General features: G+C 68.7%; 22 protein-coding genes, 1 tRNA gene and 1 riboswitch. Of the genes, 9 read left to right on the plus strand and 14 right to left on the minus strand.

What is annotated here, in order from left to right; genetic code table 11:
* Positions 1–65: 65 nt before the first annotated feature.
* Positions 66–188, minus strand: a complete 123-nt coding sequence (locus ACIQMX_RS10120; RefSeq protein ID WP_402476277.1) for a hypothetical protein — start codon at positions 186–188, stop codon at positions 66–68.
* 63 nt (positions 189–251) lie between these two features.
* Complete coding sequence (locus tag ACIQMX_RS10125) at positions 252–1,646, minus strand: DUF445 domain-containing protein (protein WP_402476280.1); 1,395 nt, start codon at positions 1,644–1,646, stop codon at positions 252–254.
* Positions 1,647–1,792: 146 nt separating this feature from the next.
* Here ACIQMX_RS10125 and ACIQMX_RS10130 point away from each other — a divergent pair, with 146 nt between their 5' ends.
* The gene (locus tag ACIQMX_RS10130) at positions 1,793–3,037 is read left to right on the plus strand and encodes an SGNH/GDSL hydrolase family protein (RefSeq protein ID WP_363068227.1); all 1,245 of its coding nucleotides are present in this window, start codon (positions 1,793–1,795) and stop codon (positions 3,035–3,037) included.
* A 13-nt stretch (positions 3,038–3,050) separates the two neighbouring features.
* Here the strand turns inward: ACIQMX_RS10130 and ACIQMX_RS10135 are convergent, their stop codons facing one another.
* The 4 genes from ACIQMX_RS10135 to ACIQMX_RS10150 all read right to left on the minus strand — a co-directional run bounded on the left by ACIQMX_RS10135 (position 3,051) and on the right by ACIQMX_RS10150 (position 6,505).
* Positions 3,051–3,740: a DUF1707 domain-containing protein gene (locus ACIQMX_RS10135; RefSeq protein WP_363068393.1), complete on the minus strand. Its 690-nt coding sequence runs from the start codon at positions 3,738–3,740 to the stop codon at positions 3,051–3,053.
* Between the two features lie 71 nt (positions 3,741–3,811).
* Entirely contained in the window at positions 3,812–4,804 is a 993-nt protein-coding gene (locus ACIQMX_RS10140; RefSeq protein WP_402476283.1) for an ATP-binding cassette domain-containing protein, read from the minus strand.
* Positions 4,805–4,833: 29 nt separating this feature from the next.
* Positions 4,834–5,712, minus strand: a complete 879-nt coding sequence (locus ACIQMX_RS10145) for an ABC transporter permease (protein ID WP_363068223.1) — start codon at positions 5,710–5,712, stop codon at positions 4,834–4,836.
* The gene (locus ACIQMX_RS10150; RefSeq protein ID WP_363068220.1) at positions 5,705–6,505 is read right to left on the minus strand and encodes an ABC-2 family transporter protein; all 801 of its coding nucleotides are present in this window, start codon (positions 6,503–6,505) and stop codon (positions 5,705–5,707) included. The genes ACIQMX_RS10145 and ACIQMX_RS10150 overlap by 8 nt, the downstream gene beginning before the upstream one ends.
* 172 nt (positions 6,506–6,677) lie before the next feature.
* On the opposite strand from ACIQMX_RS10150, the gene ACIQMX_RS10155 reads away from it, so the two are divergent.
* On the plus strand, positions 6,678–9,077 hold the full coding sequence (locus ACIQMX_RS10155) for a transglycosylase domain-containing protein (RefSeq protein WP_402476287.1): 2,400 nt from the start codon (positions 6,678–6,680) through the stop codon (positions 9,075–9,077).
* On the opposite strand, the gene ACIQMX_RS10160 is transcribed toward ACIQMX_RS10155, so the two are convergent.
* From ACIQMX_RS10160 to ACIQMX_RS10170, 3 genes are all read right to left on the minus strand, one after another.
* A complete protein-coding gene (locus ACIQMX_RS10160) occupies positions 9,071–9,391 on the minus strand; it encodes a multidrug efflux SMR transporter (protein WP_018555875.1) in 321 nt (106 codons plus the stop codon). The two genes, ACIQMX_RS10155 and ACIQMX_RS10160, sit on opposite strands and share 7 nt — an antisense overlap.
* Before the next feature lie 38 nt (positions 9,392–9,429).
* Positions 9,430–9,495, minus strand: a riboswitch (guanidine-III (ykkC-III) riboswitch).
* A 54-nt stretch (positions 9,496–9,549) separates the two neighbouring features.
* Positions 9,550–9,888 carry a co-chaperone GroES gene (locus ACIQMX_RS10165; RefSeq protein ID WP_363068216.1) on the minus strand — a complete coding sequence of 113 codons (339 nt, stop codon included), beginning with the start codon at positions 9,886–9,888 and terminating at the stop codon, positions 9,550–9,552.
* 46 nt (positions 9,889–9,934) lie between these two features.
* A complete protein-coding gene (locus ACIQMX_RS10170; protein ID WP_363068214.1) occupies positions 9,935–10,255 on the minus strand; it encodes a DUF3618 domain-containing protein in 321 nt (106 codons plus the stop codon).
* Positions 10,256–10,382: 127 nt separating this feature from the next.
* Here ACIQMX_RS10170 and bcp point away from each other — a divergent pair, with 127 nt between their 5' ends.
* From bcp to ACIQMX_RS10190, 4 genes are all read left to right on the plus strand, one after another.
* Positions 10,383–10,850 (plus strand): thioredoxin-dependent thiol peroxidase, encoded by a 468-nt coding sequence (gene bcp / locus ACIQMX_RS10175; RefSeq protein WP_363068212.1) that lies wholly within the window; start codon positions 10,383–10,385, stop codon positions 10,848–10,850.
* Between the two features lie 153 nt (positions 10,851–11,003).
* The gene (proP, locus tag ACIQMX_RS10180; protein ID WP_363068210.1) at positions 11,004–12,500 is read left to right on the plus strand and encodes a glycine betaine/L-proline transporter ProP; all 1,497 of its coding nucleotides are present in this window, start codon (positions 11,004–11,006) and stop codon (positions 12,498–12,500) included.
* 775 nt (positions 12,501–13,275) lie between these two features.
* The gene (locus ACIQMX_RS10185) at positions 13,276–14,127 is read left to right on the plus strand and encodes an HNH endonuclease signature motif containing protein (RefSeq protein ID WP_363068208.1); all 852 of its coding nucleotides are present in this window, start codon (positions 13,276–13,278) and stop codon (positions 14,125–14,127) included.
* Positions 14,128–14,142: 15 nt separating this feature from the next.
* Positions 14,143–14,217 (plus strand) — tRNA-Leu (locus ACIQMX_RS10190).
* Positions 14,218–14,265: 48 nt separating this feature from the next.
* Here ACIQMX_RS10190 and rdgB read toward each other — a convergent pair.
* The 3 genes from rdgB to rph all read right to left on the minus strand — a co-directional run bounded on the left by rdgB (position 14,266) and on the right by rph (position 16,145).
* Positions 14,266–14,868, minus strand: coding sequence for an RdgB/HAM1 family non-canonical purine NTP pyrophosphatase (gene rdgB, locus ACIQMX_RS10195; protein WP_363068206.1), 603 nt, complete (start codon positions 14,866–14,868; stop codon positions 14,266–14,268).
* Positions 14,869–14,900: 32 nt separating this feature from the next.
* Positions 14,901–15,296 carry a hypothetical protein gene (locus ACIQMX_RS10200; RefSeq protein ID WP_363068204.1) on the minus strand — a complete coding sequence of 132 codons (396 nt, stop codon included), beginning with the start codon at positions 15,294–15,296 and terminating at the stop codon, positions 14,901–14,903.
* Positions 15,297–15,407: 111 nt separating this feature from the next.
* Positions 15,408–16,145, minus strand: coding sequence for a ribonuclease PH (gene rph / locus ACIQMX_RS10205; protein WP_363068202.1), 738 nt, complete (start codon positions 16,143–16,145; stop codon positions 15,408–15,410).
* Between the two features lie 128 nt (positions 16,146–16,273).
* Here rph and ACIQMX_RS10210 point away from each other — a divergent pair, with 128 nt between their 5' ends.
* Positions 16,274–17,977 (plus strand): GAF domain-containing SpoIIE family protein phosphatase, encoded by a 1,704-nt coding sequence (locus ACIQMX_RS10210; RefSeq protein WP_363068200.1) that lies wholly within the window; start codon positions 16,274–16,276, stop codon positions 17,975–17,977.
* Positions 17,978–18,182: 205 nt separating this feature from the next.
* On the opposite strand, the gene ACIQMX_RS10215 is transcribed toward ACIQMX_RS10210, so the two are convergent.
* On the minus strand, positions 18,183–18,416 hold the full coding sequence (locus ACIQMX_RS10215) for a glucose PTS transporter subunit EIIB (RefSeq protein WP_018517946.1): 234 nt from the start codon (positions 18,414–18,416) through the stop codon (positions 18,183–18,185).
* A gap of 222 nt (positions 18,417–18,638) precedes the next feature.
* Between ACIQMX_RS10215 and ACIQMX_RS10220 the strand changes: the two genes are divergently transcribed.
* Positions 18,639–19,949 (plus strand): PTS transporter subunit EIIC, encoded by a 1,311-nt coding sequence (locus ACIQMX_RS10220; protein ID WP_402476296.1) that lies wholly within the window; start codon positions 18,639–18,641, stop codon positions 19,947–19,949.
* Positions 19,950–20,211: 262 nt separating this feature from the next.
* Positions 20,212–21,462, plus strand: a complete 1,251-nt coding sequence (locus tag ACIQMX_RS10225) for a PTS transporter subunit EIIC (protein ID WP_326661765.1) — start codon at positions 20,212–20,214, stop codon at positions 21,460–21,462.
* A gap of 82 nt (positions 21,463–21,544) precedes the next feature.
* Here ACIQMX_RS10225 and ACIQMX_RS10230 read toward each other — a convergent pair whose 3' ends face one another.
* A complete protein-coding gene (locus tag ACIQMX_RS10230; protein ID WP_363068196.1) occupies positions 21,545–22,297 on the minus strand; it encodes an MBL fold metallo-hydrolase in 753 nt (250 codons plus the stop codon).
* Between the last annotated feature and the right edge of the window lie 195 nt (positions 22,298–22,492).

A 22,492-nucleotide genomic window follows, 5' to 3' on the forward strand; every position in this document is an offset into this window, starting at 1 on the left:
TCGACCGGACGGATACGCACCCGGCCCCTCGCGGGGGGCGTGGACGGGGCGTGCGGGGGCTGTTTTCAGGCCAACCTGAGGAGCCTCCTCAGCCCCTCGGGCTCCTCGGGCTCCTCGGGCCTCTTCAGCCCCTCGGTCTTCCTCAGGCTCTTCAAGCCCTCAAGCTCTTCAGCCCCCTCAAGCCCCAAACGCCCCCTCAGGCCCCTCAAGCCCTTCAAGCCCTTCAGGCCCCGAACGCCCCTTCAGCCCCCTCAGGCCCCGAACGCCCGGGACACCGAATAGATCGCCAGCCCCGCCAGCGCACCCACCACCGTGCCGTTGATCCGGATGAACTGCAGGTCACGGCCGATGTGGGCCTCGATCTTCTTCGACGTCTGGTCCGCGTCCCAGCCGGCCACCGTGTCGCTGATCAGCGACGTGATCTCCGCCCGGTACGTCGTCACGACATACACCGCCGCGTCCTCCAGCCAGCCCTCCACCTTCGCCTGGAGCCGTCCGTCCGTCGCCAGCCTGGCGCCCAGCGACATCAGCGAGGCGCGGGCCCGCAGCCGCAGCTCGCTCCGCTCGTCCTCAGCGGCCGCGATCACCATCTGCCGTACGGACGACCAGGCGGACGCGATGACGTCCTGGACCTCGCCGCGTCCCAGGATCTCCGACTTCAGCCGCTCCACCCGGGCCCGGGTCTCCGAATCCGTCTGGAGGTCGGCCGCGAAGTCCGTCAGGAACGTGTCGATCGAGCCGCGCGCCGGATGCCCCGGCATGTCACGCATCTCGGTGACGAACCGCAGCAGCTCCTTGTAGACCCGCTCGCCCACCCGCTTGTCCACGAACCGCGGGGTCCAGCCCGGCGCACCGCCCTGCACCGCGTCCATCACCGAGTCGCCGTGCTGCACCAGCCAGTCGTGCGCCCGCACACAGACCAGGTCGACCACCTTGCGGTGGCCGCCGTCCGCGACGACCTTCTCCAGCATCTTGCCGAGACCCGGGCCGACCTCCGCCGCGTTCGCCCGCCGGGTGATCGCCTCACCGACCACCGCCTGCACATCCGCGTCACGGAGCACGGTCAGCGCGCCCCGCAGCGCGGTCGCCAGCTCGGCCGTGACCCGGTCCGCGTGCTGCGGCTCCGCGAGCCAGGCACCCACCCGGCCGCCGATGGCGAGGGAATGGATCCGGTCACGGACGACGCCGCCCGACAGAAAGTTCTCGCCGACGAAGGAACCGAGTGAGGCCCCGAGCTGGTCCTTCTTGTTTGGAATGATGGCGGTGTGCGGAATCGGCAGTCCGAGCGGACGCTTGAAGAGAGCGGTGACCGCGAACCAGTCGGCCAGCGCACCCACCATCCCCGCCTCGGCGGCCGCTGCGACGAAGCCCGGCCAGCCGCCCACCCCCTCGTTCTTCGCCCAGGTGGCGAGGACGTACACCAGCGCGACCAGCAGAAGGAGGCCGGAAGCCGTGGTCTTCATACGGCGTACGCCACGACGCTTCTCCTCGTCGGCGGCCGTGTACGCGAACGAGGCGAGGGACGCCGACGGACGGGGTCCCGTCCGCCGCCCCGGCCCCTCCCCGGAGTCGCCCGGGCCCGCGCCCGCGCCGGTGCCCGCCGTGCCGGCCGCCGCGTGCTCGGCCGTGCCTTCGATCCGTTCCATCCGCTCCACCCGTCCGCGTAACCGTCGCCCCCGGCGCCCCGTACGCATTGTGCCTACCTGACCTACTCCCGGGCCGCACGTCGAGTTCCCCGAGCCCTGCCGCATCATGGGTCCGGCCCACGAACGAATGAGGAGACACACCGTCCATGCCCAGGCGCCAGGGTTCCGCCCTGCTCATAGCCCTCCTGGTGGGCACCGCCGCGCTCGCCGCGCTCGTGGCGTTCACCGGCTCGCTGCTGTTCACCGAGCCCCGGGCGAAGGCCGTGGCCGTCGCCGGCCCGCAGGGCGTGGCCCGCACCCCCGCCGCACCGGCGCGCTCCACCGGCCTCTGGCTCGCCACCTGGGCCGCGGCGCCCGTCCTCGGCGCGACCGACCCCGAGCAGGGCCCGGACCCGAGCCTGCGCACCATCCGTAACGTCGTGCACACCAGCATCGGCGGCGAGGCGGCCCGCATCACCCTCTCCAACCTGTTCGGTACGCAGCCGCTGCTCGTCGACCACGTCACCGTGAACGCCGTCCCGGTGACGTTCCGCAAGGCCGCCTACGTGACGATCGCCGCCGGAGGACAGATCGTCAGCGACCCCGTCGTCACCCCCGTCGCCGCCGACACCGATCTCGTCGTCACCCTGCGCACCCCCACCGCGCGGGGCCCGGTCACCGTCCACCCCAACAGCCACCAGACGTCCTCCACCGAGGGCCCCCAGGGAACCAGGCCCACCACCGACTGGCGCTACCTCACCGCCGTCGACGTGCGGGGCAGGGCCGCCACCGGGACGCTCGTGGCGTTCGGCGACTCGCTCACCGCGGGCAGCGGCTCCACCACCGACACGAACAGCCGCTGGCCCGACGTGCTCGCCGACCGGCTGGCCGGCCGGTACGCGGTCGTCAACCAGGGCATCGGCGGCAACCGCATCCTGCTCAACGACGTCGGACCGCGCGCACTGGACCGCTTCGACCGGGACGTCCTGGCCGTCACCGGAGTGAAGACCGTCGTCATCGCGCTCGGCATCAACGACATCCAGTCCTTCCCCCAGGAAAGCGACCCCGCACGGATCACGGACGCCCTGCACACCCTGACCGAGCGCGCGCACACCCGCGGGCTGCGGGTCATCGGCGCGACCCTGATGCCGTACGAGGGCCACGGCAACTGGACCCCCGCCCGGAACGCCGTACGCGAACACGTCAACGAGACGATCCGGGCCGGCGGCGTCTTCGACGAGTTCCTCGACTTCGACCTCGCGGTCCGGGACCCGTCGCGGCCGAACCGGCTGCTGCCCGCCTACGACTCCGGCGACCACCTCCACCTGAACGACGACGGCTACCAGCGCCTGGGCTCCCTGGTGAACGTGGCCTCCCTGCTGCGCGCCCAGCCGTCGTCGGACGCGCTGTGAGAGGCGCCGGGCGCTAACGCCCGTCGTCGCCCTTCTCCAGCCGCGGACGCTCCGCACCGCTCAGCCGCTGCCGCTCCGCGTCGCGACGACGCTGCTTCTCCGCCTTGCTCCACTTACGCTCCACACCGACGCCGCCCATCAGCGCCAGACCGGTGACCCGCACCCGGGGAGCATCGGGTGCGGGGAACCCGTCGTCCTTCGTGCGCTCCCCGAAACCGCCCATGATGCCGATCCCGCGCACCTCGACGTTCAGTTCCGGCGGAACCGTCACCTGCATGCCTCCCATGATCGCGAAGCAGCGGACGACCACCTCGCCGCCCTCGAAGTTCGCCTCGCGCAGATCGATCTCGCCGCCGCCCCACATCGCGAACGCGGTGAACACCCGGCCGATCGTCCAGTTCCCGCGACGGGAGAACCCGCTCCAGACCGCGAAAGCACCCTTCGACGTGGCCGGCTTGCCGACCCGCTCCGACCAGCGGGCCAGCGAGCCCGTCCGCGGCCGCTGCCCCGCGGCCGCCGGCGCCACCGCCCCGCCACCGGGGGCGGGCAGATCACGGACGAGCGGTTCGAGCTCACCGTGCGTACGGGCCTTGTAGGCGGCGTCGAGCCGCTGCTCGAACTCCTCCATCTGCAGACGGCCCTCAGCCACCGCCTCACGCAGAACCTCGGCAACCCGTTCACGCTCGGCATCGGAGGCACGCATCTCCGGAAGTTCGCTTGTCATACCGCGCAGCCTATTGGAGCCTGTTGACCGCTTCAGCTCCCGTCACCGCACTACAGGCCGGAGGCCGACGCGTACATCTTCGCGATCACGGCCTCGATGTCCGGCTCCCGCACCGAGAGATCCACCAACGGGTACTCCGCCGCGATCCGCGCCACCAGCGGCGCCGCCGAAGCCGACGCCGGAAACGCCAGCCACTGCCGCACCCCCTCGACCTTCACCGTGCGCACCGCATGCTCCGACTCCAGCACGATCGGCGGGAGTTCACGCTCCAGATCCACCACGAGCATCCGCTCGCTCTCCCCCACCTCATGCAGCCCGGCGAGCGCACCGTCATACATCAGACGCCCGTGGTCGATCACCATCACCCGCTTGCACAGCTGCTCGATATCGGTCAGATCATGGGTGGTGAGCAGCACCGTCGTACCGCGCTCCGCGTTCAAGTCCCGCAGAAATCCACGCACCTTGGCCTTCGACACCACATCGAGACCGATCGTCGGCTCATCCAGGTACAACACCTCCGGATCGTGCAGCAACGCCGCCGCGATGTCGCCCCGCATCCGCTGCCCCAACGACAACTGACGCACCGGCACATCCAACAGCTCCGCCAGATCGAGGAGTGCGATGCAACGGTCCATGTTGACCCGGAAGCGGTCATCCGGAATCCGGTACATCCGGTGCATCAGCCGGTACGAGTCACGCAGCGGCAGGTCCCACCACAGCGTGGTCCGCTGCCCGAAGACCACACCGATGCGCTGCGCAAGCCTCGTACGCTCCCGGGACGGATCGATGCCCGCCACCCGCAGCGAACCGGCACTCGGGGTGAGGATCCCCGTCAGCATCTTGATCGTCGTCGACTTCCCCGCCCCGTTCGGGCCGATGTACCCGACCATCTCACCGCGCCCCACCCGGAAACTGATCCCGTCGACGGCCCGCACCTCCCGCCGCTCGCTGCGCAGGAAACCCGTCCTGCGACGGACGTCGAAAACCTTCTCGACCCCGTCGAGCTCGATGAAGTCCGTATCCGTGTCCACACTCACACCCATGTCCGCCGCCTCTTCCCGCTCGCCCCGCGTCAACTTCCCGTACTCCGGTACGCCCGCAGCCCCGCCCGCCACGCCAGACCCGCGACCGCCCAGCACGCACCCGCCACCAGCGGCGGCAGGAACGCCACCCAGTCCGGCAGGCCCAGCGGATAGTCCCGGCCCAGCACATACAGCGCCGGCAGCCAGTTCACGAAGGCCAGCGGGACGACGAACGTCACCCCGCGGACCAGATCCGTCGCGAAGACCGTCGGCGGATACTGGAGCAGCGTGGCGCCCCCGTACGTGAAGGAGTTCTGCACCTGCGAGGCGTCCTGCGCCACGAACTGGAACGCCGCCCCGGCCACGAACACCGCGGCGAAGATCGCCGCACCGCTCAGCACCATCAACGGCACCATCAGCACCTTCGCCACCGTCCAGTCGATGTCCAGCGTCACCAGCGCATAACCGAACACCAGCGCCCCCTGCGACACCCGCCCCAGCCTGCGCAGCGCGAACCGGTCCGCCGCCACCTGCGCGAGCACCGGCACCGGCCGCACCAGCAGCGTGTCCAGCGTGCCGTCCCGCACCCGCCGGCCCAGCCGGTCCATCGACCCCATCAGCAGATCCGCCAGCCCGAACGCCGTACCCGCGGACCCGTACAGCAGGGCGATCTCCGGCAGCGTGTAACCGCCCAGCGCGTCGATGTGGGAGAACATCAGCAGGATCGTCACGAAGTCGAACGCCGTCGCCGCGAAATTCCCGAACGTCGTCATCACGAACGACGCCCGGTACGCCATCGTCGAGCGCAGCCACATCGCCACGATCAGCCCGTACGCCCGCACACCCTCGACCAGCCGCGACCGCGGGACGAACACCGCACCGGGCCCCACACCCACACCCGCGTCCGCCGACTCCACCGACTCAGCCACCCTGGACCACCACCCTCCGCGTCGCCACCGACTGCAACAGCCGCCCCGCCAGCAGCAGCACCAGCGCCCAGCCCGCCTGGAACGCGTACACCCGCACCAGACCCCAGCCCGTGTGCTTCCCGAGGAACACATCCGCCGGCACCTGGAGCAGCGCCGACCACGGCAGCGCCCGCGCCACCTCGCCCAGCAGCCCCGGGAACAGGTTCAGCGGCAGCAGCATCCCCGAGAAGAACATCCCCGCCAGGAACGCCATCTGCGCCGCCCCCGCCCCGTCCAGCAGCCAGAACGCCGACAGCGCGACCAGATAGCGGATCGCGAAACTCACCACGACCCCCAGCGTCACCGCGACCAGGAAGGCCACCCAGGTCCCCGGCGACCCGGGCATCGCCAGATCGAAGGCGAGCGAACCGAAGATCATCGGCACGATGCCGCGCCCCAGCAGATGAAACGCGGCCCGGCCCAAGTCACCCGCCAGCCACCACAGTTGCAGATCGACCGGCCGGTACAGATCGACCGCGACATCGCCCGTACGGATCCGTTCGATCAGCTCGTCCTCGAAGCCGCCGCCCATCATCACGCACGTCATCAGCAGCGCCTGCCCCAGCCACACGTACGTGAGCGCCTGCGCCATGTCGTACCCGCCGAGCTGCGGACGCTCGTCCCACAGCGCCGTATACGTGTACGCCAGAATGAAACCGAAGACGGTGTTGGTGAACACCCCCGCGGCCGTCTCGATCCGGTACGTGGCATAGCGCCGGAACCCGCCCGCCGCCACCACGGCATAGAGCCGCACCACAACCACCCCCCACGATCGGGGTGCCCCGCCGTGCGCGGACACCAAAGCGCAGGAGCCTAGTCCAGCCGGGGGAACCGCCGCGACCGCTTTTCCGCGGTCGATCCGGTGGATATTCCGCAGAAAAGTGCAGTATGGGGGAACTGACCGCGGCCGAGGAGTCTGCACCGACATGAGCGACGAGCCACAGCAGCAGAACGGGGACCCGGCAGACCCGGGCTGGACCCCCAGGGACCTGTCTGCCGACGCTGCCGCCCCCGCGGAACAGGGCACCCCGGCCAAGGGCACGGGCAAGCAGAAAAAACCCAAGCGCCCCAAACGCACCGGCTGGCGCCGCGCGATCCCCACCTGGCGCATGGTCCTCGGCGCGATCCTCCTCATCGCACTGGTCCTGATCGGCGGATTCATCGCCGGCTACCAACTCGTCGAGATCCCGCCCGCCAACGCCAGCGCCACCGCCCAGTCCAACGTCTACCTCTACAAGGACGGCAGCGTCATCGCCCGCGACGGCGAGGTCAACCGGGAGAACGTCGGACTCGCCCAGGTCCCCCTCACCGTCCAGCACGCCGTCCTCGCCGCCGAGGACCGCGACTTCTACTCCGAACGCGCCGTCGACATCAAGGCGATGATCCGGGCCGGCTGGAACACCCTCACCGGCAAGGGCAAACAGGGCGGCTCCACCATCACCCAGCAGTACGTCAAGAACTACTACCTGGGCCAGGAACAGACCGTCGTCCGCAAGATCAAGGAATTCTTCATCGCGATCAAACTCAACCGCGAGGAGACCAAGGACCAGATCTTCGAGGGCTACCTCAACACCAGCTATTTCGGCCGCAACGCCTACGGCATCCAGGCCGCCGCCCAGGCCTACTACAGCAAGGACATCGGCGACATCACCACCGCCGAAGGCGCCTACCTCGCCTCCCTGCTCAACGCCCCCAGCGCCTACGACGTCATCACCCACCCCGAGAACAGGCCGGCCGTCCTCGCCCGCTGGAACTACGTACTCGACGGCATGGTCAAGGAGGAATGGCTCGACCCCACCGAACGCGCCGCCCTCACCTTCCCCCTGCCCGGCCCCGTCAAGCCCGCCAACAGCCTCTCCGGACAGCGCGGCTACATCGTCCAGGCCGTCGAGGACTACCTGATCCAGAACGACATCCTCGACGAGAAGACCCTCGCCACCCGCGGCTACCGCATCACCACCACACTGGAGAAGAAGAAACAGGACGCCCTCGTCGAAGCCGTCGACGACAACGTCATGTCCAAAACCAGCAAGAAGAACAAGGACGACCGCAACGTCCGCGTCGGCGGCGCCTCCATCGACCCCGCCACCGGCCACGTCCTCGCCATGTACGGCGGAATCGACTACACCCGCCAGTACGTCAACAACGCGACCCGCCGCGACTACCAGGTCGGCTCCACCTTCAAACCGTTCGTCTTCACCTCCGCCGTCGCCAACAGCTCCACCACCCAGGACGGCCGCCGCATCACACCCAGCACCATCTACGACGGCACCAACAAACGCATGGTCCAGGGACCCGGCGGACCCACCGGATACGCCCCCGCCAACGAGGACGACGTCAGCTACGGCCCCATCACCGTCCGCACCGCCACCGACAAATCCGTCAACGCCGTCTACGCGCAGATGGCCGAGGACGTCGGCCCCGAGAAGGTACGCACCACCGCCATCGACCTCGGCATCCCCAGGGACACCCCCGACCTCACCGCATCGCCGTCGATCGCACTGGGCCCCTCCACCGCCAGCGTCCTCGACATGACCGAGGCCTACGCCACCCTCGCCGACCACGGCCGGCACGGAAACCACGTCCTCGTCGACAAGGTCACCAAGGACGGCGAGAGCGTCACACTCCCCGACCGGACCACGAAACAGACCGTCACCCGCGAAGCCGCCGACACCACCACCTCGATCCTCCGGAGCGTCGTCGACGGCGGAACCGGCACCGCCGCCCAGGGCTCGGGCCGCCCCTCCGCCGGAAAGACCGGAACCGCCGAGGAAGACAGGGCCGCCTGGTTCGCCGGCTACACCCCCGACCTCGCCACCGTCATCGCCGTCATGGGCCAGGACCCCGACACCGGCGCCCAGAAATCCCTCTACGGAGCACTCGGCCTCCCCCGTATCAACGGCGGCGGCGCACCCGCCCAGACCTGGGCCCAGTACACCCGCACCGCGCTGCGCGGCACCCCGGTCGCCAACTTCCGCCTCGACCTGGAGCCCGGCACCGACGAGACCGACCTCCCCAGCGACGAGAACACCGCACCCGGCACCACCGGACAACCCTCCCGAACCCCCTCCAGCACCGCACCCACCACGTCCTCCAGCACCCCGCCCACCACCCCGTCCGCCCCCGAGACCACCCCCGGCACCACCGACACCCCCATCGGCGGACTCACGAACGGCGGCACGGACACCGGAGGCGGCGACGGAGGCGGCGGCACCGGAGGCGGCACAGGCGGCGAGGACGGCGGCGGGAACGACAACGGAGGCGGCGGAGGCCTCTTCGAAGGCGCCCGCGGCACCCGCGCCCCCACCGCCCCCGTACGTCAGTGACCCGACGTCGCCTTGAGCCCCACCACAGCCACCAGCAACAGACACACGAAGAAGATCCGGGCCGCCGTCACCGGCTCATGCAGCACCACCATGCCCAGCACCGCCGCACCCGCCGCACCGATACCGACCCACACCCCGTACGCCGTACCGATCGGCAGCGTCCGCGCCGCATGCGACAGCAACAGCATGCTCGCCACGATCCCCAGCCCCGTGAACACACTCGGCCACAACCGCGTGAACCCCTCGGTGTACTTCATCCCGATCGACCAGGCCACTTCCAGCAGACCCGCGACCACCAGCAGAACCCACGCCATGACGGCACCTCCGACGACAGAACACACGGACAAACACGGGTGCGTCGTCTTTACGGAAACCCGGTACGGCGCGTCTCGTCGGGGTCCCACCACCGTAGCAAAGAACAGGCAAAAGGCCTGGTGACCGCAGTCACCAGGCCCCACACACCACCATCCGGCTACAAATACAGACCGGTCGAATCCACCGAACCCTCGAACCGGTCCGCGGCCACCGCATGCAGATCCCGCTCCCGCATCAGCACATACGCCACACCCCGCACCTCGACCTCGGCACGGTCCTCGGGGTCGTACAGCACCCGGTCACCCGGCTCCACCGTCCGCACGTTCTGCCCCACGGCAACCACCACGGCCCACGCCAGCCGGCGCCCCACCGCGGCCGTCGCCGGAATCAGGATGCCACCGCCGGAACGCCGCTCACCCTCGGGCGAATCGGACCGGACCAGCACACGGTCGTGCAGCATCCGGATGGGCAGCTTGTCGTCGCTGTTCTCGCTCACGCCCCGCAACCTACCCGGCCGCGAGGCGAGCGCACGCCCCCGGGGGTCAACGCCTGCCGCGCCGCTTCGACACGACGACCAGACCCACCACACCCACCACGAGCAACCCCGCCGGAATCACCCGCTCCAGACGCGGCGCACCGTCCTGGGACACGAACTGCGCCTTCACGTCCGACACCGCCCGGTTCACCGCGACGAAAGCCCGCCCGGCCGTCCGGTCCACGGCCTCGGCCGCCTTCGCCTTCGCGTCACCGATGATCGTCTTGGGGTGCACCCGCACCCCGATCTCATCGAGCACCACCGCGAGCTGGTCGCGCCTGCTGATGATGTCCGCCTCGATCTGCGCAGGGGTCCTGGCATCCGACACTGCGCCGCCTCCGTGGTCGTCGTCCGGTAAACCTTCATCGACAGTCTGTCAGCTCGACCGCTCCCGCACCCGGCGGCACCCCTATTACGCTCGGTCCCGTACACCCCACGTACCAACGAGGAGAACCATGAGCGAGCGACTCAAGCCCGGCGACACCGCACCCGCCTTCACCCTCCCCGACGCCGACGGGAACGACGTCTCGCTCGCGGACCACAAGGGCCGCAAGGTCATCGTCTACTTCTACCCGCGTGCGCTTACCCCCGGCTGCACCAAGCAGGCCTGCGACTTCACCGACAACCTCGACCTCCTGGCCACCGCCGGGTACGACGTCATCGGCGTCTCCCCCGACAAGCCGGAGAAACTCGCCCAGTTCCGCGACGAGGAGAACCTCAAGGTCACCCTCGTCGGCGACCCCGCCAAGAAGACCCTGGAGGCCTACGGCGCCTTCGGCGAGAAGCAGAACTACGGCAAAACGGTGATGGGCGTCATCCGCTCCACGATCGTCGTCGACGAGAACGGCAAGGTCGAACACGCCTTCTACAACGTGCGCGCCACCGGCCACGTCGCCAAGATCATCAAGGACCTCGGCATCTGACCACCCGGCCAAACCAGCCGAAAACCCCTCACAGATTGAGCCGAACGGCCGAATCATGTGACGGACATCCCAATCCGCAGGCGAATCGGTTTGCAACCGCCATGACCGCGCAGAAGCCTTTCCTGGAACACCCACCGAGGAAAGGACCCGGCCATGGCGGCCTCCGACCCCCATCAGGCGGCCGACCCCGAAGCGGTCAAACGCCACCCCGCCCTCTTCCGTGCCATCCGAAAACGCCAGAACCCCAAGCTGCGCCGGACGGACATCACCATCACGGACGACCAGGCGGTCAAGCGCGCGGTCAAGGCGGCCTCACTCGGTAACGCCATGGAGTGGTTCGACTTCGGCATCTACTCCTACCTCGCCGCCACCCTGGGCCACGTCTTCTTCCCGTCAGGAAACGACACCACCCAGCTCCTCTCCTCCTTCGCCACCTTCGCCGTCGCCTTCCTCGTACGCCCCCTCGGCGGCATGTTCTTCGGCCCGATGGGCGACAAGATCGGCCGCAAGAAGGTCCTCGCCCTCACCATGATCCTCATGGCCGTCGGCACCTTCGCCATCGGCGTCATCCCCTCCCACGACACCATCGGCGTCGGCGCCCCCATCCTCCTCATCCTCTTCCGGATGCTCCAGGGCTTCTCCACCGGCGGCGAGTACGGCGGCGCGTCCACGTTCATCGCCGAGTACGCCCCCGACAAACGACGCGGCTACTTCGGCAGCTTCCTCGAATTCGGCACCCTCGCCGGATACGTCGGCGCCGCCGGCCTCGTCACCGCGCTCTACGCCCTCCTCAACGACACCCAGATGGAAGCCTGGGGCTGGCGCATCCCCTTCCTCGTCGCCGGCCCGCTCGGCCTCGTCGGCCTCTACCTGCGACTGCGCCTGGACGAGACCCCGGCCTTCCAGAAGCTGGAGGGCGGCACCGCACACGCCACCGAGGCGGCGGACGGCGTGGAGACCACCGCCAAGGGCGACCTCGGCAAGATCTTCCGCGACTACTGGCCGACGCTGATCCTCTGCATCTGCCTGGTCGGCGCGTACAACATCACCGACTACATGCTGCTGTCGTACATGCCGACGTACCTCTCCGACGAACTGGGCTACAGCGAGACCCACGGCCTGCTGATCCTGCTCGGCGTCATGGTCTTCCTGATGCTGATCATCAGCCAGGTCGGCAAGCTCTCCGACCGCTTCGGCCGCAAGCCGCTCCTGATGACGGGCATGCTCGGCTTCCTGATCTTCTCGCTCCCCGCGTTCCTCCTGATCCGCCAGGGCAGCATCCCGGCGATCGCGATCGGCATGCTGATGCTCGGCCTCTCCCTGGTCTGCATGCTCGGCACGATGTCCGCGGCCCTCCCGGCTCTGTTCCCGACGAACGTCCGCTACGGGTCCCTGTCGGTGGGCTACAACCTGTCGGCGTCGATCTTCGGCGGCACGACCCCGCTGGTCATCACGGCCCTGATCAGCTGGTCGGGCTCCAACCTGATGCCGGCGTACTACGCGATGGCGGCGGCCCTGGTCGGCGTGATCGCGGTGGCCTGCATGAAGGAGACCGCGAACAAGCCGCTGGCGGGCTCGCCCCCGTCGGTGGAGACGAGCGCGGAGGCGGAGGAACTGGTCGCGGCCCAGACGCCGGACCCGAAGTTCTGACCGTCTCGATACGGGTAATGGCCCGTCCCCCTTCGGTTGCCGCCGAAGCGGGACGGGCCATTCCGCATCTTGTCGGATATCGGACGTGACTCTCCGATAAACGGTTCGTTACTCCGTACGAGGCCGCGAACGGGCGGCCGGATACGGAGGGGAACGTGCCTGCTCGGTATACGCGAGAGCTGCTCGAAGAGGCAGCGCGCGAGACGACGAACGCCAATGATGCTGTGCGGTGGTGCGGGGGGACGCCTACGCGGGGAAGCCGGCGCTACCTGCGGACGAGGGCGGCGGAGTGGAACATAGACGTCTCCCACTTCGCGACGGGGGGAACGCGCCACAGCGAGGCGAGACTGCGGACAGCCGTCAGCGAGTCCACCAGCATCAAAGGTGTTCTCAACCACCTGGGAATCAGCCCGGTCGGGGGAAACCACACGCACATCAGTCGCCGGATCTCCGCCCTGGGCATCGCCACCGCACATTTCACGGCACCTGCCCGTCAGCCGAGACAGGGCCCCCGAAAACTTCTCGTCCTGAACTCACCTGAACACGGGCGCACATCCGGCGAACGACTCCGCCGGGAGCTCATCGCCCTGGGGACACCGGAAGAATGCGCGATGTGCGGGACTACCGCCGTCTGGAACGGCAGACCTCTCCGGCTCCAGGTCGACCACGTGAACGCCGACTGGTGGGACAACCGACCGGGGAACCTTCGCCTTCTCTGCCCAAACTGCCATGCGGTCACCGACACATACCGAGGTCGGAAGCGGCGGACAGCCCGATGACCAAGCCGCGGTACACCAGCGAACTGCTGACCCGGAAGGCAGCCGAGGCGAACAGCCTCGTCGACTTGATGCGCCGACTCGACGCTCCGCTCACCAGGAGCGCCCTCCGGTATCTGCGGATCAGGCTGAGGCACTACGGAGTCGACTGTTCACATTTCACGAACGACGAACTTCCCTCGCGGGCGCCACGCAAGTACACACGGGCGATCCTCAGCGAGGCAGCAGCCAACTCCCACAGCATCCGCGAAATGCTGGACTATATGGGGGTCGCACCCTATGACAGCCTGTACTCCCATGTCGCCCGAAGGCTCGAAGCCTTCCGTATCGACGTCACTCATTTCAGCAGGCCGGTCAACCGAAGGTGCGACCAGTTCTTCCCCAGAGAGGAACTGTCCAGGGCAGTCTCGGAATCACAGAGCATGGCCGGAGTAATGCGTGCTATGGGCCTACACCCGTTCAATGGGGCAGGAAGAGCGAAGGCCAGGCGCAGCATCGCAGCGTACGGGCTTTCCACCGACCACTTCGTCGGCCAGGGGCACAACTCCGGCCGCCCATCACTCACCCGCAAGACGAGTGCGGAGATTCTGCGGCAACTCCCACCGGGATCGTCGCGCACGAAGACGGTTCTGCTGCGACGGGCGCTGGATGAGACCGGAGTGCCGCCGAGTTGCGACGAATGCGGCCTGGGCAACGTGTGGCAGGGCCGGCGTCTTGTCCTGGAGATCGACCACATCAATGGCGACAAACTGGACAACCGTTCCCAGAACCTTCGCTACCTCTGCCCTTCATGCCACAGCCAAACAGCTACGTTCTCCAATCGCGCCCGCCCGGTCCCCATAAGGCGGTAGGCTTGGCGCAAGTATGCGCTCGTACGCCAACTGGTGAGCGGCGATCTTTAGGTGGTCGTGTTTGTGTCGGTTCGAATCCGACCGGGCGCACACATCACGCTGATGCCCGGCCCCTTCACGGGGCCGGGCATCAGCGCGTCACCCCACCAACTCCCGCACCACCGGCACCAGCGCCCGGAACGCCTTCCCGCGGTGGCTGATCGCGTTCTTCTCCGCCGGGGTCAGCTCCGCGCAGGTCCGCGTCTCGCCCTCCGGCTGGAGGATCGGGTCGTAGCCGAAGCCGTGCGCACCGGCGGGGACGTGGCGCAGGGTGCCGAGGAGGCGGCCCTCGACCACGCGTTCCGTGCCGTCGGGGAGGGCGAGGGCGGCGGCGCAGGCGAAGTGGGCCGCGCGGTGCGGGGCGTCGATGTCGGAGAGCTGGGCCAGGAGCAGGTCGAGGTTGGCCGGGTCGTTGCCGTGGGTGCCGGACCAGCGGGCCGAGAAGATGCCGGGGGCGCCGCCGAGTACGTCGACGCAGAGGCCGGAGTCGTCGGCGATGGCGGGGTGGCCGGTGGCCCGGGCCAGGGCGTGGGCCTTGAGGAGCGCGTTCTCGGCGAAGGTGACGCCGGTTTCCTTGACGTCGGGGATCTCCGGGTACGCGTCCGCGCCGACGAGTTCGTACGTGAGGCCTGCGTCGGCGAGGATCGCGTGGAGTTCGGTGATCTTCCCGGCGTTGCGGGTGGCGAGGATGAGGCGGGTCATGGGTCGATTATCGCCGCGCCCGGGTCGGGTCGTTACGGGGTGCAGACCTTGCCGATCTCCGTTGCCGCGTCGGTGACGGGGCTGATGTCGGGGGTGGCGTCGCCCTGGTCGATGGAGTCGCGGACGTTGCCGATGCCGGCCTGGAGGTCGTCGACGGCCTTGCTGAGGTCGGCGTCGTCGGTCTTGTCGCCGAGGTTTCCGAGTTCCTTCTCGATCTCGTCGAGTGATTCGGAGGCCTGGGTGGGGTCGCTGGAGGCGTTGGCGACGGCCTGCTGGAGGTTGTCGACGCTGGTGGCGATGGCGTCGGCGGTGCGGACGCAGTCGAGGGTCTTGTCGAGGGCGCTGCAGCCCGCTGCCGCGGTGACGGTGAGCAGTGTGGCGGTGATGGCCAGTGCGGTGCGGCGGTGGCGGCGGTGGTGCGTGGCCATGGTGGGTCCCTCCCCGGGTGCGGACACATGGACGGGCGCACGGTTCGACCCGTGCGCCCGTATGCGTATCGACGCTGTGCGGGGGGTTCTTGGTTGCTTCTTTACCTGGATCTATTCGCCGAGGGTGCGGGCGAGGGCGTCGTTCTGGAACTGGGTGAGGTCGACGCAGCCTGCGGTGGCGAGGTCGAGGAGGGCGTTCAGTTCCTTGCGGTCGAAGGGTTCGGCCTCGGCGGTGCCCTGGACCTCGACGAAGCGGCCGTCGCCGGTGCAGACGACGTTCATGTCGGTTTCGGCGCGGACGTCCTCTTCGTAGCAGAGGTCGAGGAGGGGGGTGCCGTCGACGATGCCGACGCTGATGGCGGAGACGGTGCCGGTGAGGGGCTTGCGGCCGTGCTTGATGATCTTCTTGCCCTGGGCCCAGGTGATGGCGTCGGCGAGGGCGACGTAGGCGCCGGTGATGGCGGCGGTGCGGGTGCCGCCGTCGGCCTGGAGGACGTCGCAGTCGAGGACGACGGTGTTCTCGCCGAGGGCCTTGTAGTCGATGACCGCGCGCAGGGAGCGGCCGATGAGGCGGCTGATCTCGTGGGTGCGGCCGCCGATCTTGCCGCGGACGGATTCGCGGTCGCCGCGGGTGTTGGTGGAGCGGGGCAGCATGGAGTATTCGGCGGTGACCCAGCCTTCGCCACTGCCCTTGCGCCAGCGGGGGACGCCTTCGGTGACGGAGGCGGTGCAGAAGACTTTGGTGTCGCCGAAGGAGATGAGTACGGATCCTTCGGCGTGCTTGCTCCATCCGCGTTCGATGGTGACGGGGCGGAGCTGGTCGGGGGTGCGGCCGTCGATACGAGACATGGGCGGAAGCCTATCCGGCGGTGGGTGGGACCTTTGGCCTGTCGTCCGGGGACCTTCAGCCTTTCCGTCTTTACTGTGAGCTTGCTTAAGCTTTTAGTATCTAAGTCTCTCCTCACAGGAAGTTCCTGATGGCGTTCCCTTCGAGTCAGACAATCCGGCCGCGGCTCGCGGCGCCGCGTCTGCCCCTGGCGGACCACCTCGCATCTGTCCAGGTGCTGGAGGGTGCGCCGCATGGGATCGTCATCGCTTCCGCCGAGCGGGGGGCGACGACGGTGTTCGCGAACGGGCGGCTGGCGGAGTTGTTCGGGGTGCCGGTGCCGTCGGAGCCGGGCGGGCTGGCCCGGGCGACCACTTTCTTCAGCGACCGCAACGGCGAGCCGTTGCGGTTCGCGGAGTCGCCGCTGGGGGTGGCGCTGGGTCTGCGTCGTCCGGCGCGGGCCGAGGTGCGGTACATGCCGGAGGGTGCGCGGGCGCTGTGGCTGGACATCAGTGCGGTACCGCTGGATTCCGGGCCGGGTGAGCTGCCGCTGGCGGTCGCGTTCGTGCATGACGTCTCGCAGCAGCGGCGGGCGGCCGATGATCTGGACGAGGTGAACCGCAGGCTGGCCGAGCAGTTGGAGGATGCGACCTGGGTGCACGGCCTGGCGGAGCGGCTGACGGATCACGACAGTGTGGACGGGACGTTGCATCAGGTTCTGGGTGAGGGTGCGCGGCTGTTGCGGGCGGACATGGGGGTGGCGCGGCTGCGGGACGAGGACGGTTCGATGCGGACGCGTGCGCTGTACGGGATGCCGGCGGAGGTGCGGTCGGTGCGTGAGGCGGTGGAGGCGTTGCCGCCGGGGCGGTTCCTGGTCGATGAGGCGGAGGCGGCGGGGGGTGCGCTGATCGTGGAGGACGTGGAGACCGATCCGTCGTGTTCGCCGCGCATGCGTGAGCTGGGGCGTGCGGCGGGGTTCCGCCGGGTGTACGCGCTGGCGCTGAGCACCACGTCGGGCCGGCGGCTGGGTGTGGTGGCGTGGGCGTGGCGGGAGCCGGGGCGGCCGACGCTGCGGCAGCGGCAGTTGGTGGGGACGTACTGCCGGTTCGCGGGGCAGATGGTCGAGAACAATCTGCTGTACGAGCGTGAGCGCCGGATCGCGGGGACGTTGCAGCAGTCGATGCTGGCGCAGGAGTTGCCGGAGATCGCGGGGGTGCAGGTCGCGGCGTGCAGTCTGCCGGGGGCGCGGGGGATGCAGGCGGGGGGTGACTGGTACGACGTGATGGCGTTGCCGGGCGGGAAGGCGGGGCTGGCGCTGGGGGATGTGATGGGCAAGGGGCTGCGTGCGGCGACGGCGATGGGGCAGTTGCGGACGGCGTTGCGCAGTTATGCGCTGGTGGAGGGTGAGGATCCGGTGGCGGTGTTGTCGGATCTGAATGCTTTGAGTCAGGACATGGCGCTGACGGATCTGGCGACGGTGTTGTACATGACGGTGGATCCGCGGGAGCGGCGGGCGGTGGTGGCGTCGGCGGGTCATTGTCCGCCGTTGCTGGTGGACCATTCGGGGGCGCGGTTCCTGCGTGCGGGGCAGGGGGTGCCGCTGGGTGTGGTGGATGAGTGGGATGCGGAGGCGGACGAGTTCGAGTTGCCTGCGGGGGCGTTGCTGGTGCTGTACACGGATGGTCTGGTGGAGCGGCGCGGGGAGGAGTTGGGGGTGGGGCTGGAGCGGCTGCGTGCGGCGGCGCTGTCGGCGCCTTCGGATGTGGGTGATCTGTGCGCGTATTTGGTGGAGGCGTGTCTGGGTGACGGCGAGGCGTCGGACGACGTGGCGATCCTGGCGGTGCGGGTGCGCTGAGGGCGGGCCGGGGGTGGTCGGTGTCCGGGCCGGGGGTGGCGGGCCGGGGGTGGTCGGTGTCCGGGCCGGGGGTGGCGGGCCGGGGGTGGTCGGTGTCCGGGCCGGGGGTGGCGGGCCGGCGGCCCGGGCATGCCGCAGGCCCCGTCCGGGTGGGCGGGGCCTGCGGTGTGTCCGGGCGGTTGGCCCGGTCGGGTTCAGCGGTGGGTCACATCATGTCTTCGATGTCGGCGGCGATGGGGTCGGCGTCGGTGCCGATGACGACCTGGATCGCGGTGCCCATCTTGACGACGCCGTGGGCTCCGGCGGCCTTGAGCGCGGCTTCGTCGACCTTGCTCGGGTCGATGACCTCGGTGCGGAGGCGGGTGATGCAGCCCTCGACCTCTTCGATGTTCTCGATTCCGCCGAGCCCGGCGACGATCTTCTCAGCCTTGCTGGCCATGGCCTTCTCCCTGGTTCTTCACGTACATGCGACGGCCCACCCTGGGTCCGTTTCGTCACGGTAACGCACGGTTGGCCCAACTTCGCGAGCGAGTAGCCGATCCATCACCAAAGATGACGATCACCGGCGCCCTGTCTTGCGGGCGGGCTCCGCACCGTACCGCAACTGGTCTACACCAGTCTGCAACACCTGCCAAACGTGGCCTGTTCCGGGAGGACGCCGATGAGCTCAAGCAGCGCAGCGATCCCACAGAAGAAGTGGTGGAACGGCCTCTTCCAGGGCCTGCAGAAGATGGGGCGCAGCCTGCAGCTCCCGATCGCCGTCCTGCCGGCAGCAGGCATTCTGAACCGGCTCGGCCAGCCGGACGTGTTCGGCGACGAGGGTCTCGGCTGGAACAACATCGCCAAGGTGTTCGCGGCCGCCGGTGGTGCGCTGCTGGACTCGGGGCTCGGCCTGCCGCTGCTGTTCTGCGTGGGTGTCGCGATCGGCATGGCGAAGAAGGCGGACGGTTCGACGGCGCTGGCCGCGGTGACGGGGTTCCTCGTCTACTACGCGGTGCTGCACGCGTTCCCGGTGGACTGCGCCGACGGGTCGACGTTCACGTCGGGCGGTACGTGGTTCGGTACGTGTGTCACGGATGACGCGCAGGTGACGGCGGCCGAGTACCAGAACCCCGGGGTGTTCGGCGGCATCGTGATGGGTCTGATGTCGGCGTGGTTCTGGCAGCGGTACCACCGGGTGAAGCTGGTCGACTGGCTGGGCTTCTTCAACGGCCGCCGGCTGGTCCCGATCATCATGGCGTTCGTGGGTCTGCTCTTCGCGGCCCTGTGTGCGTGGCTGTGGCAGCCGATCGGTGACGGTCTGACGAGCTTCTCGAAGTGGCTGGTGGACCTGGACTGGGCGGGCTCGGGCATCTTCGGTGTGGCCAACCGCGCACTGCTGGTGATCGGTCTGCACCAGTTCCTGAACACGTTCGTCTGGTTCCAGTTCGGTGACTACACCAAGCCGGACGGGACGATGGTGCACGGTGACATCAACCGGTTCCTGGCGGGTGACCCGACGGCCGGGCAGTTCACGACGGGCTTCTTCCCGATCATGATGTTCGCGCTGCCGGCGGCGGCGCTCGCGATCTACCACTGCGCGAAGCCGCATCGCCGCAAGGCGGTCGGCGGCATGATGATCTCGGTCGGCCTGACGTCGTTCGTGACGGGAATCACGGAGCCGATCGAGTACTCGTTCCTCTTCGTCGCGCCCCTGCTGTACGCGATCCACGCGGTGCTCACGGGTGTGTCGATGGCGGTGACGTGGGCGCTCGGGGTGAAGGACGGCTTCAGCTTCTCGGCCGGCCTCATCGACTACGTCATCAACTGGAGCCTGGCGACGAAACCCTGGCTGATCATCCCGATCGGATTGGCGTTCGCCGCTGTGTATTACGTCATCTTCCGGTTCGCGATCACCAAGTTCAACCTCCAGACGCCGGGCCGCGAGCCCGACGAGGTGGAGGAGGAGATCGAGAAGAACCTGACGAAGTAGCTGATCAGCGGGGTGCGCCCCGCTCGGCCAAGGCCCTCGGACCCTCCGGTCCGGGGGCTTTCGGCATGTCACTGTGCGTGCGTGATGGCTGCTGCGAAGTAGTCGGAAATTGCAGGTTCCTTATCTAACCCTCACCGTGCTACAACTGGTCTACACCACTCAGTGGTCCAGACCACGCGCCGTTTCTGCGGCGCGTTTCTCGAGTCGTCGCCCACCCCAAACACCCTGTCCCTGGCGGCGCCTTGCCTACTGGAGGAAGTTGATGAGTACGGCCACCGCTACGGCGGCCCCCGCGAAGAAGCGGGGCTCCGGCGTGTTCCAGGGCCTGCAGAAGGTGGGACGCAGCCTCCAGCTGCCGATCGCCGTGCTCCCGGCCGCGGGCATTCTGCTCCGTCTCGGCCAGCCCGACGTCTTCGGCGACGACGGTCTCGGCTGGCACAAGGTCGCCTCCGTGTTCGCCACCGCGGGCGGCGCGGTCTTCGACAACCTCCCGATGCTCTTCTGCATCGGTGTCGCCATCGGGTTCGCCAAGAAGTCGGACGGCTCCACCGCGCTGGCCGCGCTCGTCGGCTTCCTGGTCTACAGCAACGTGCTCAAGGCCTTCCCGGTCACCGAAGCGGTGATCCAGAAGGGCGCGGACACCGCGGCGACGTACAACAACCCCGGTGTCCTCGGCGGCATCCTGATGGGTCTCGTATCGGCGGTCCTGTGGCAGAAGTTCCACCGCAAGAAGCTGGTCGACTGGCTCGGCTTCTTCAACGGCCGCCGGCTCGTCCCGATCATCATGGCCTTCGTCGGTGTGATCTTCGGTGTCTTCTTCGGCCTGGTCTGGGAGCCCATCGGTGAGGGCATATCCAACTTCGGCGAGTGGATGACGGGCCTCGGCTCCTTCGGCGCCGGACTCTTCGGCCTGATCAACCGCGCGCTGCTGCCCGTGGGCATGCACCAGTTCGTCAACACGGTCTCGTGGTTCCAGCTGGGTGACTTCACCGACGCCACGGGCGCGGTCGTGCACGGCGACCTGAACCGCTTCTTCGCCGGCGACCCTGCCTCGGGTCAGTTCATGTCGGGCTTCTTCCCGATCATGATGTTCGGCCTCCCGGCCGCCGCCATCGCCATCGCCCACGCCGCTCGCCCCGAGCGCCGCAAGGCCGTGATGGGCATGATGATCTCTCTCGCGCTGACCTCGTTCGTCACCGGTGTGACCGAGCCGATCGAGTTCTCGTTCATGTTCATCGCGCCGGTCCTCTACGCGATCCACGCGGTTCTGACCGCCCTGTCGATGGCCATCACCTGGGCGCTGGGCGTGCACGCCGGGTTCACCTTCTCGGCGGGCTTCATCGACTACGCGCTGAACTGGAACCTGGCGACCAAGCCGTGGCTGATCATCCCGATCGGTCTCGTCTTCGGAGTGGTCTACTACGTGCTGTTCCGCTTCGCCATCACCAAGTTCAACCTCACCACCCCGGGCCGTGAGCCCGAGGAAGAGGTCGAGGACCTGACCAAGGCGTAAGCCGGGTCCGTCCCACGACAGTCCGAAGCCCTCACCTTCCCGGCGGAAGGTGAGGGCTTCGTCGTGCTCCGTGCTCCGCGCCTCAGATCTCGTACACCGCGCCCGGCACCGCCAGCTCCGTCGGGCCGTCGAAGACCTCGCGGGCGTCGGAGAGGTTCCGGTCGGCGTCGGTCCACGGCGGGATGTGGGTGAGCACCAGGCGGCCCACCTGCGCCCGGGCGGCGAGCTCGCCCGCCTCACGGCCGTTGAGGTGGAGGTCCGGGATGTCCTCCTTGCCGTGCACGAACGACGCCTCGCAGAGGAAGAGGTCGGCGCCCTCCGCCAGCTCGTCCAGGGCCTCGCAGGTGCCGGTGTCGCCGGAGTACGTGAGCGAGCTGCCGCCGTGCTCGATGCGGATGCCGAACGTGTCGACGGGGTGGCAGAGCTTCTCCGTACGGACCGAGAAGGGGCCGATGTCGAACGAGCCGGGCTTCAGCGTGTGGAAGTCGAAGACCTCGCTCATCGCATGGTCGGACGGGGTGTCGGCGTGGGCGGTGGTGAGCCGCTGCTCCGTGCCGTCGGGGCCGTAGACCGGGATACGGGCCGGGCGTCCGCCGTCGGGCGGGTAGTACCGGACGACGAAGTACGCGCACATGTCGATGCAGTGATCGGCATGGAGGTGGCTGAGGAAGATGGCGTCGAGGTCGTAGAGACCGACGTGGCGCTGCAGCTCGCCGAGGGCGCCGTTGCCCATGTCGAGGAGCAGCCTGAAGCCGTCGGCCTCTACGAGGTAGCTCGAGCATGCCGATCCCGCGGACGGGAACGAGCCGGAGCAGCCGACGACGGTGAGCTTCATGGAGCGTGAACCTCCGAGACGTGGGAACGGGGAGGGTTCGTGCGGTTCGTTGAGCGGTTTGTTGAGCGTAAGGCGCGAAAGAGGTGGTCGCTCCTTCGGAGTGTGCCGTTGTGGGGGAACTCACCTGTGCTGTCACCGGTTCGATGGAAGCGGGGCGCCCCCGGGGGCGCGGCTGAGGGTGCGCCCGCGGCGGGC

It is taken from the genome of Streptomyces sp. NPDC091416, assembly GCF_044756845.1.
In the GTDB taxonomy this organism is placed as follows: domain Bacteria; phylum Actinomycetota; class Actinomycetes; order Streptomycetales; family Streptomycetaceae; genus Streptomyces.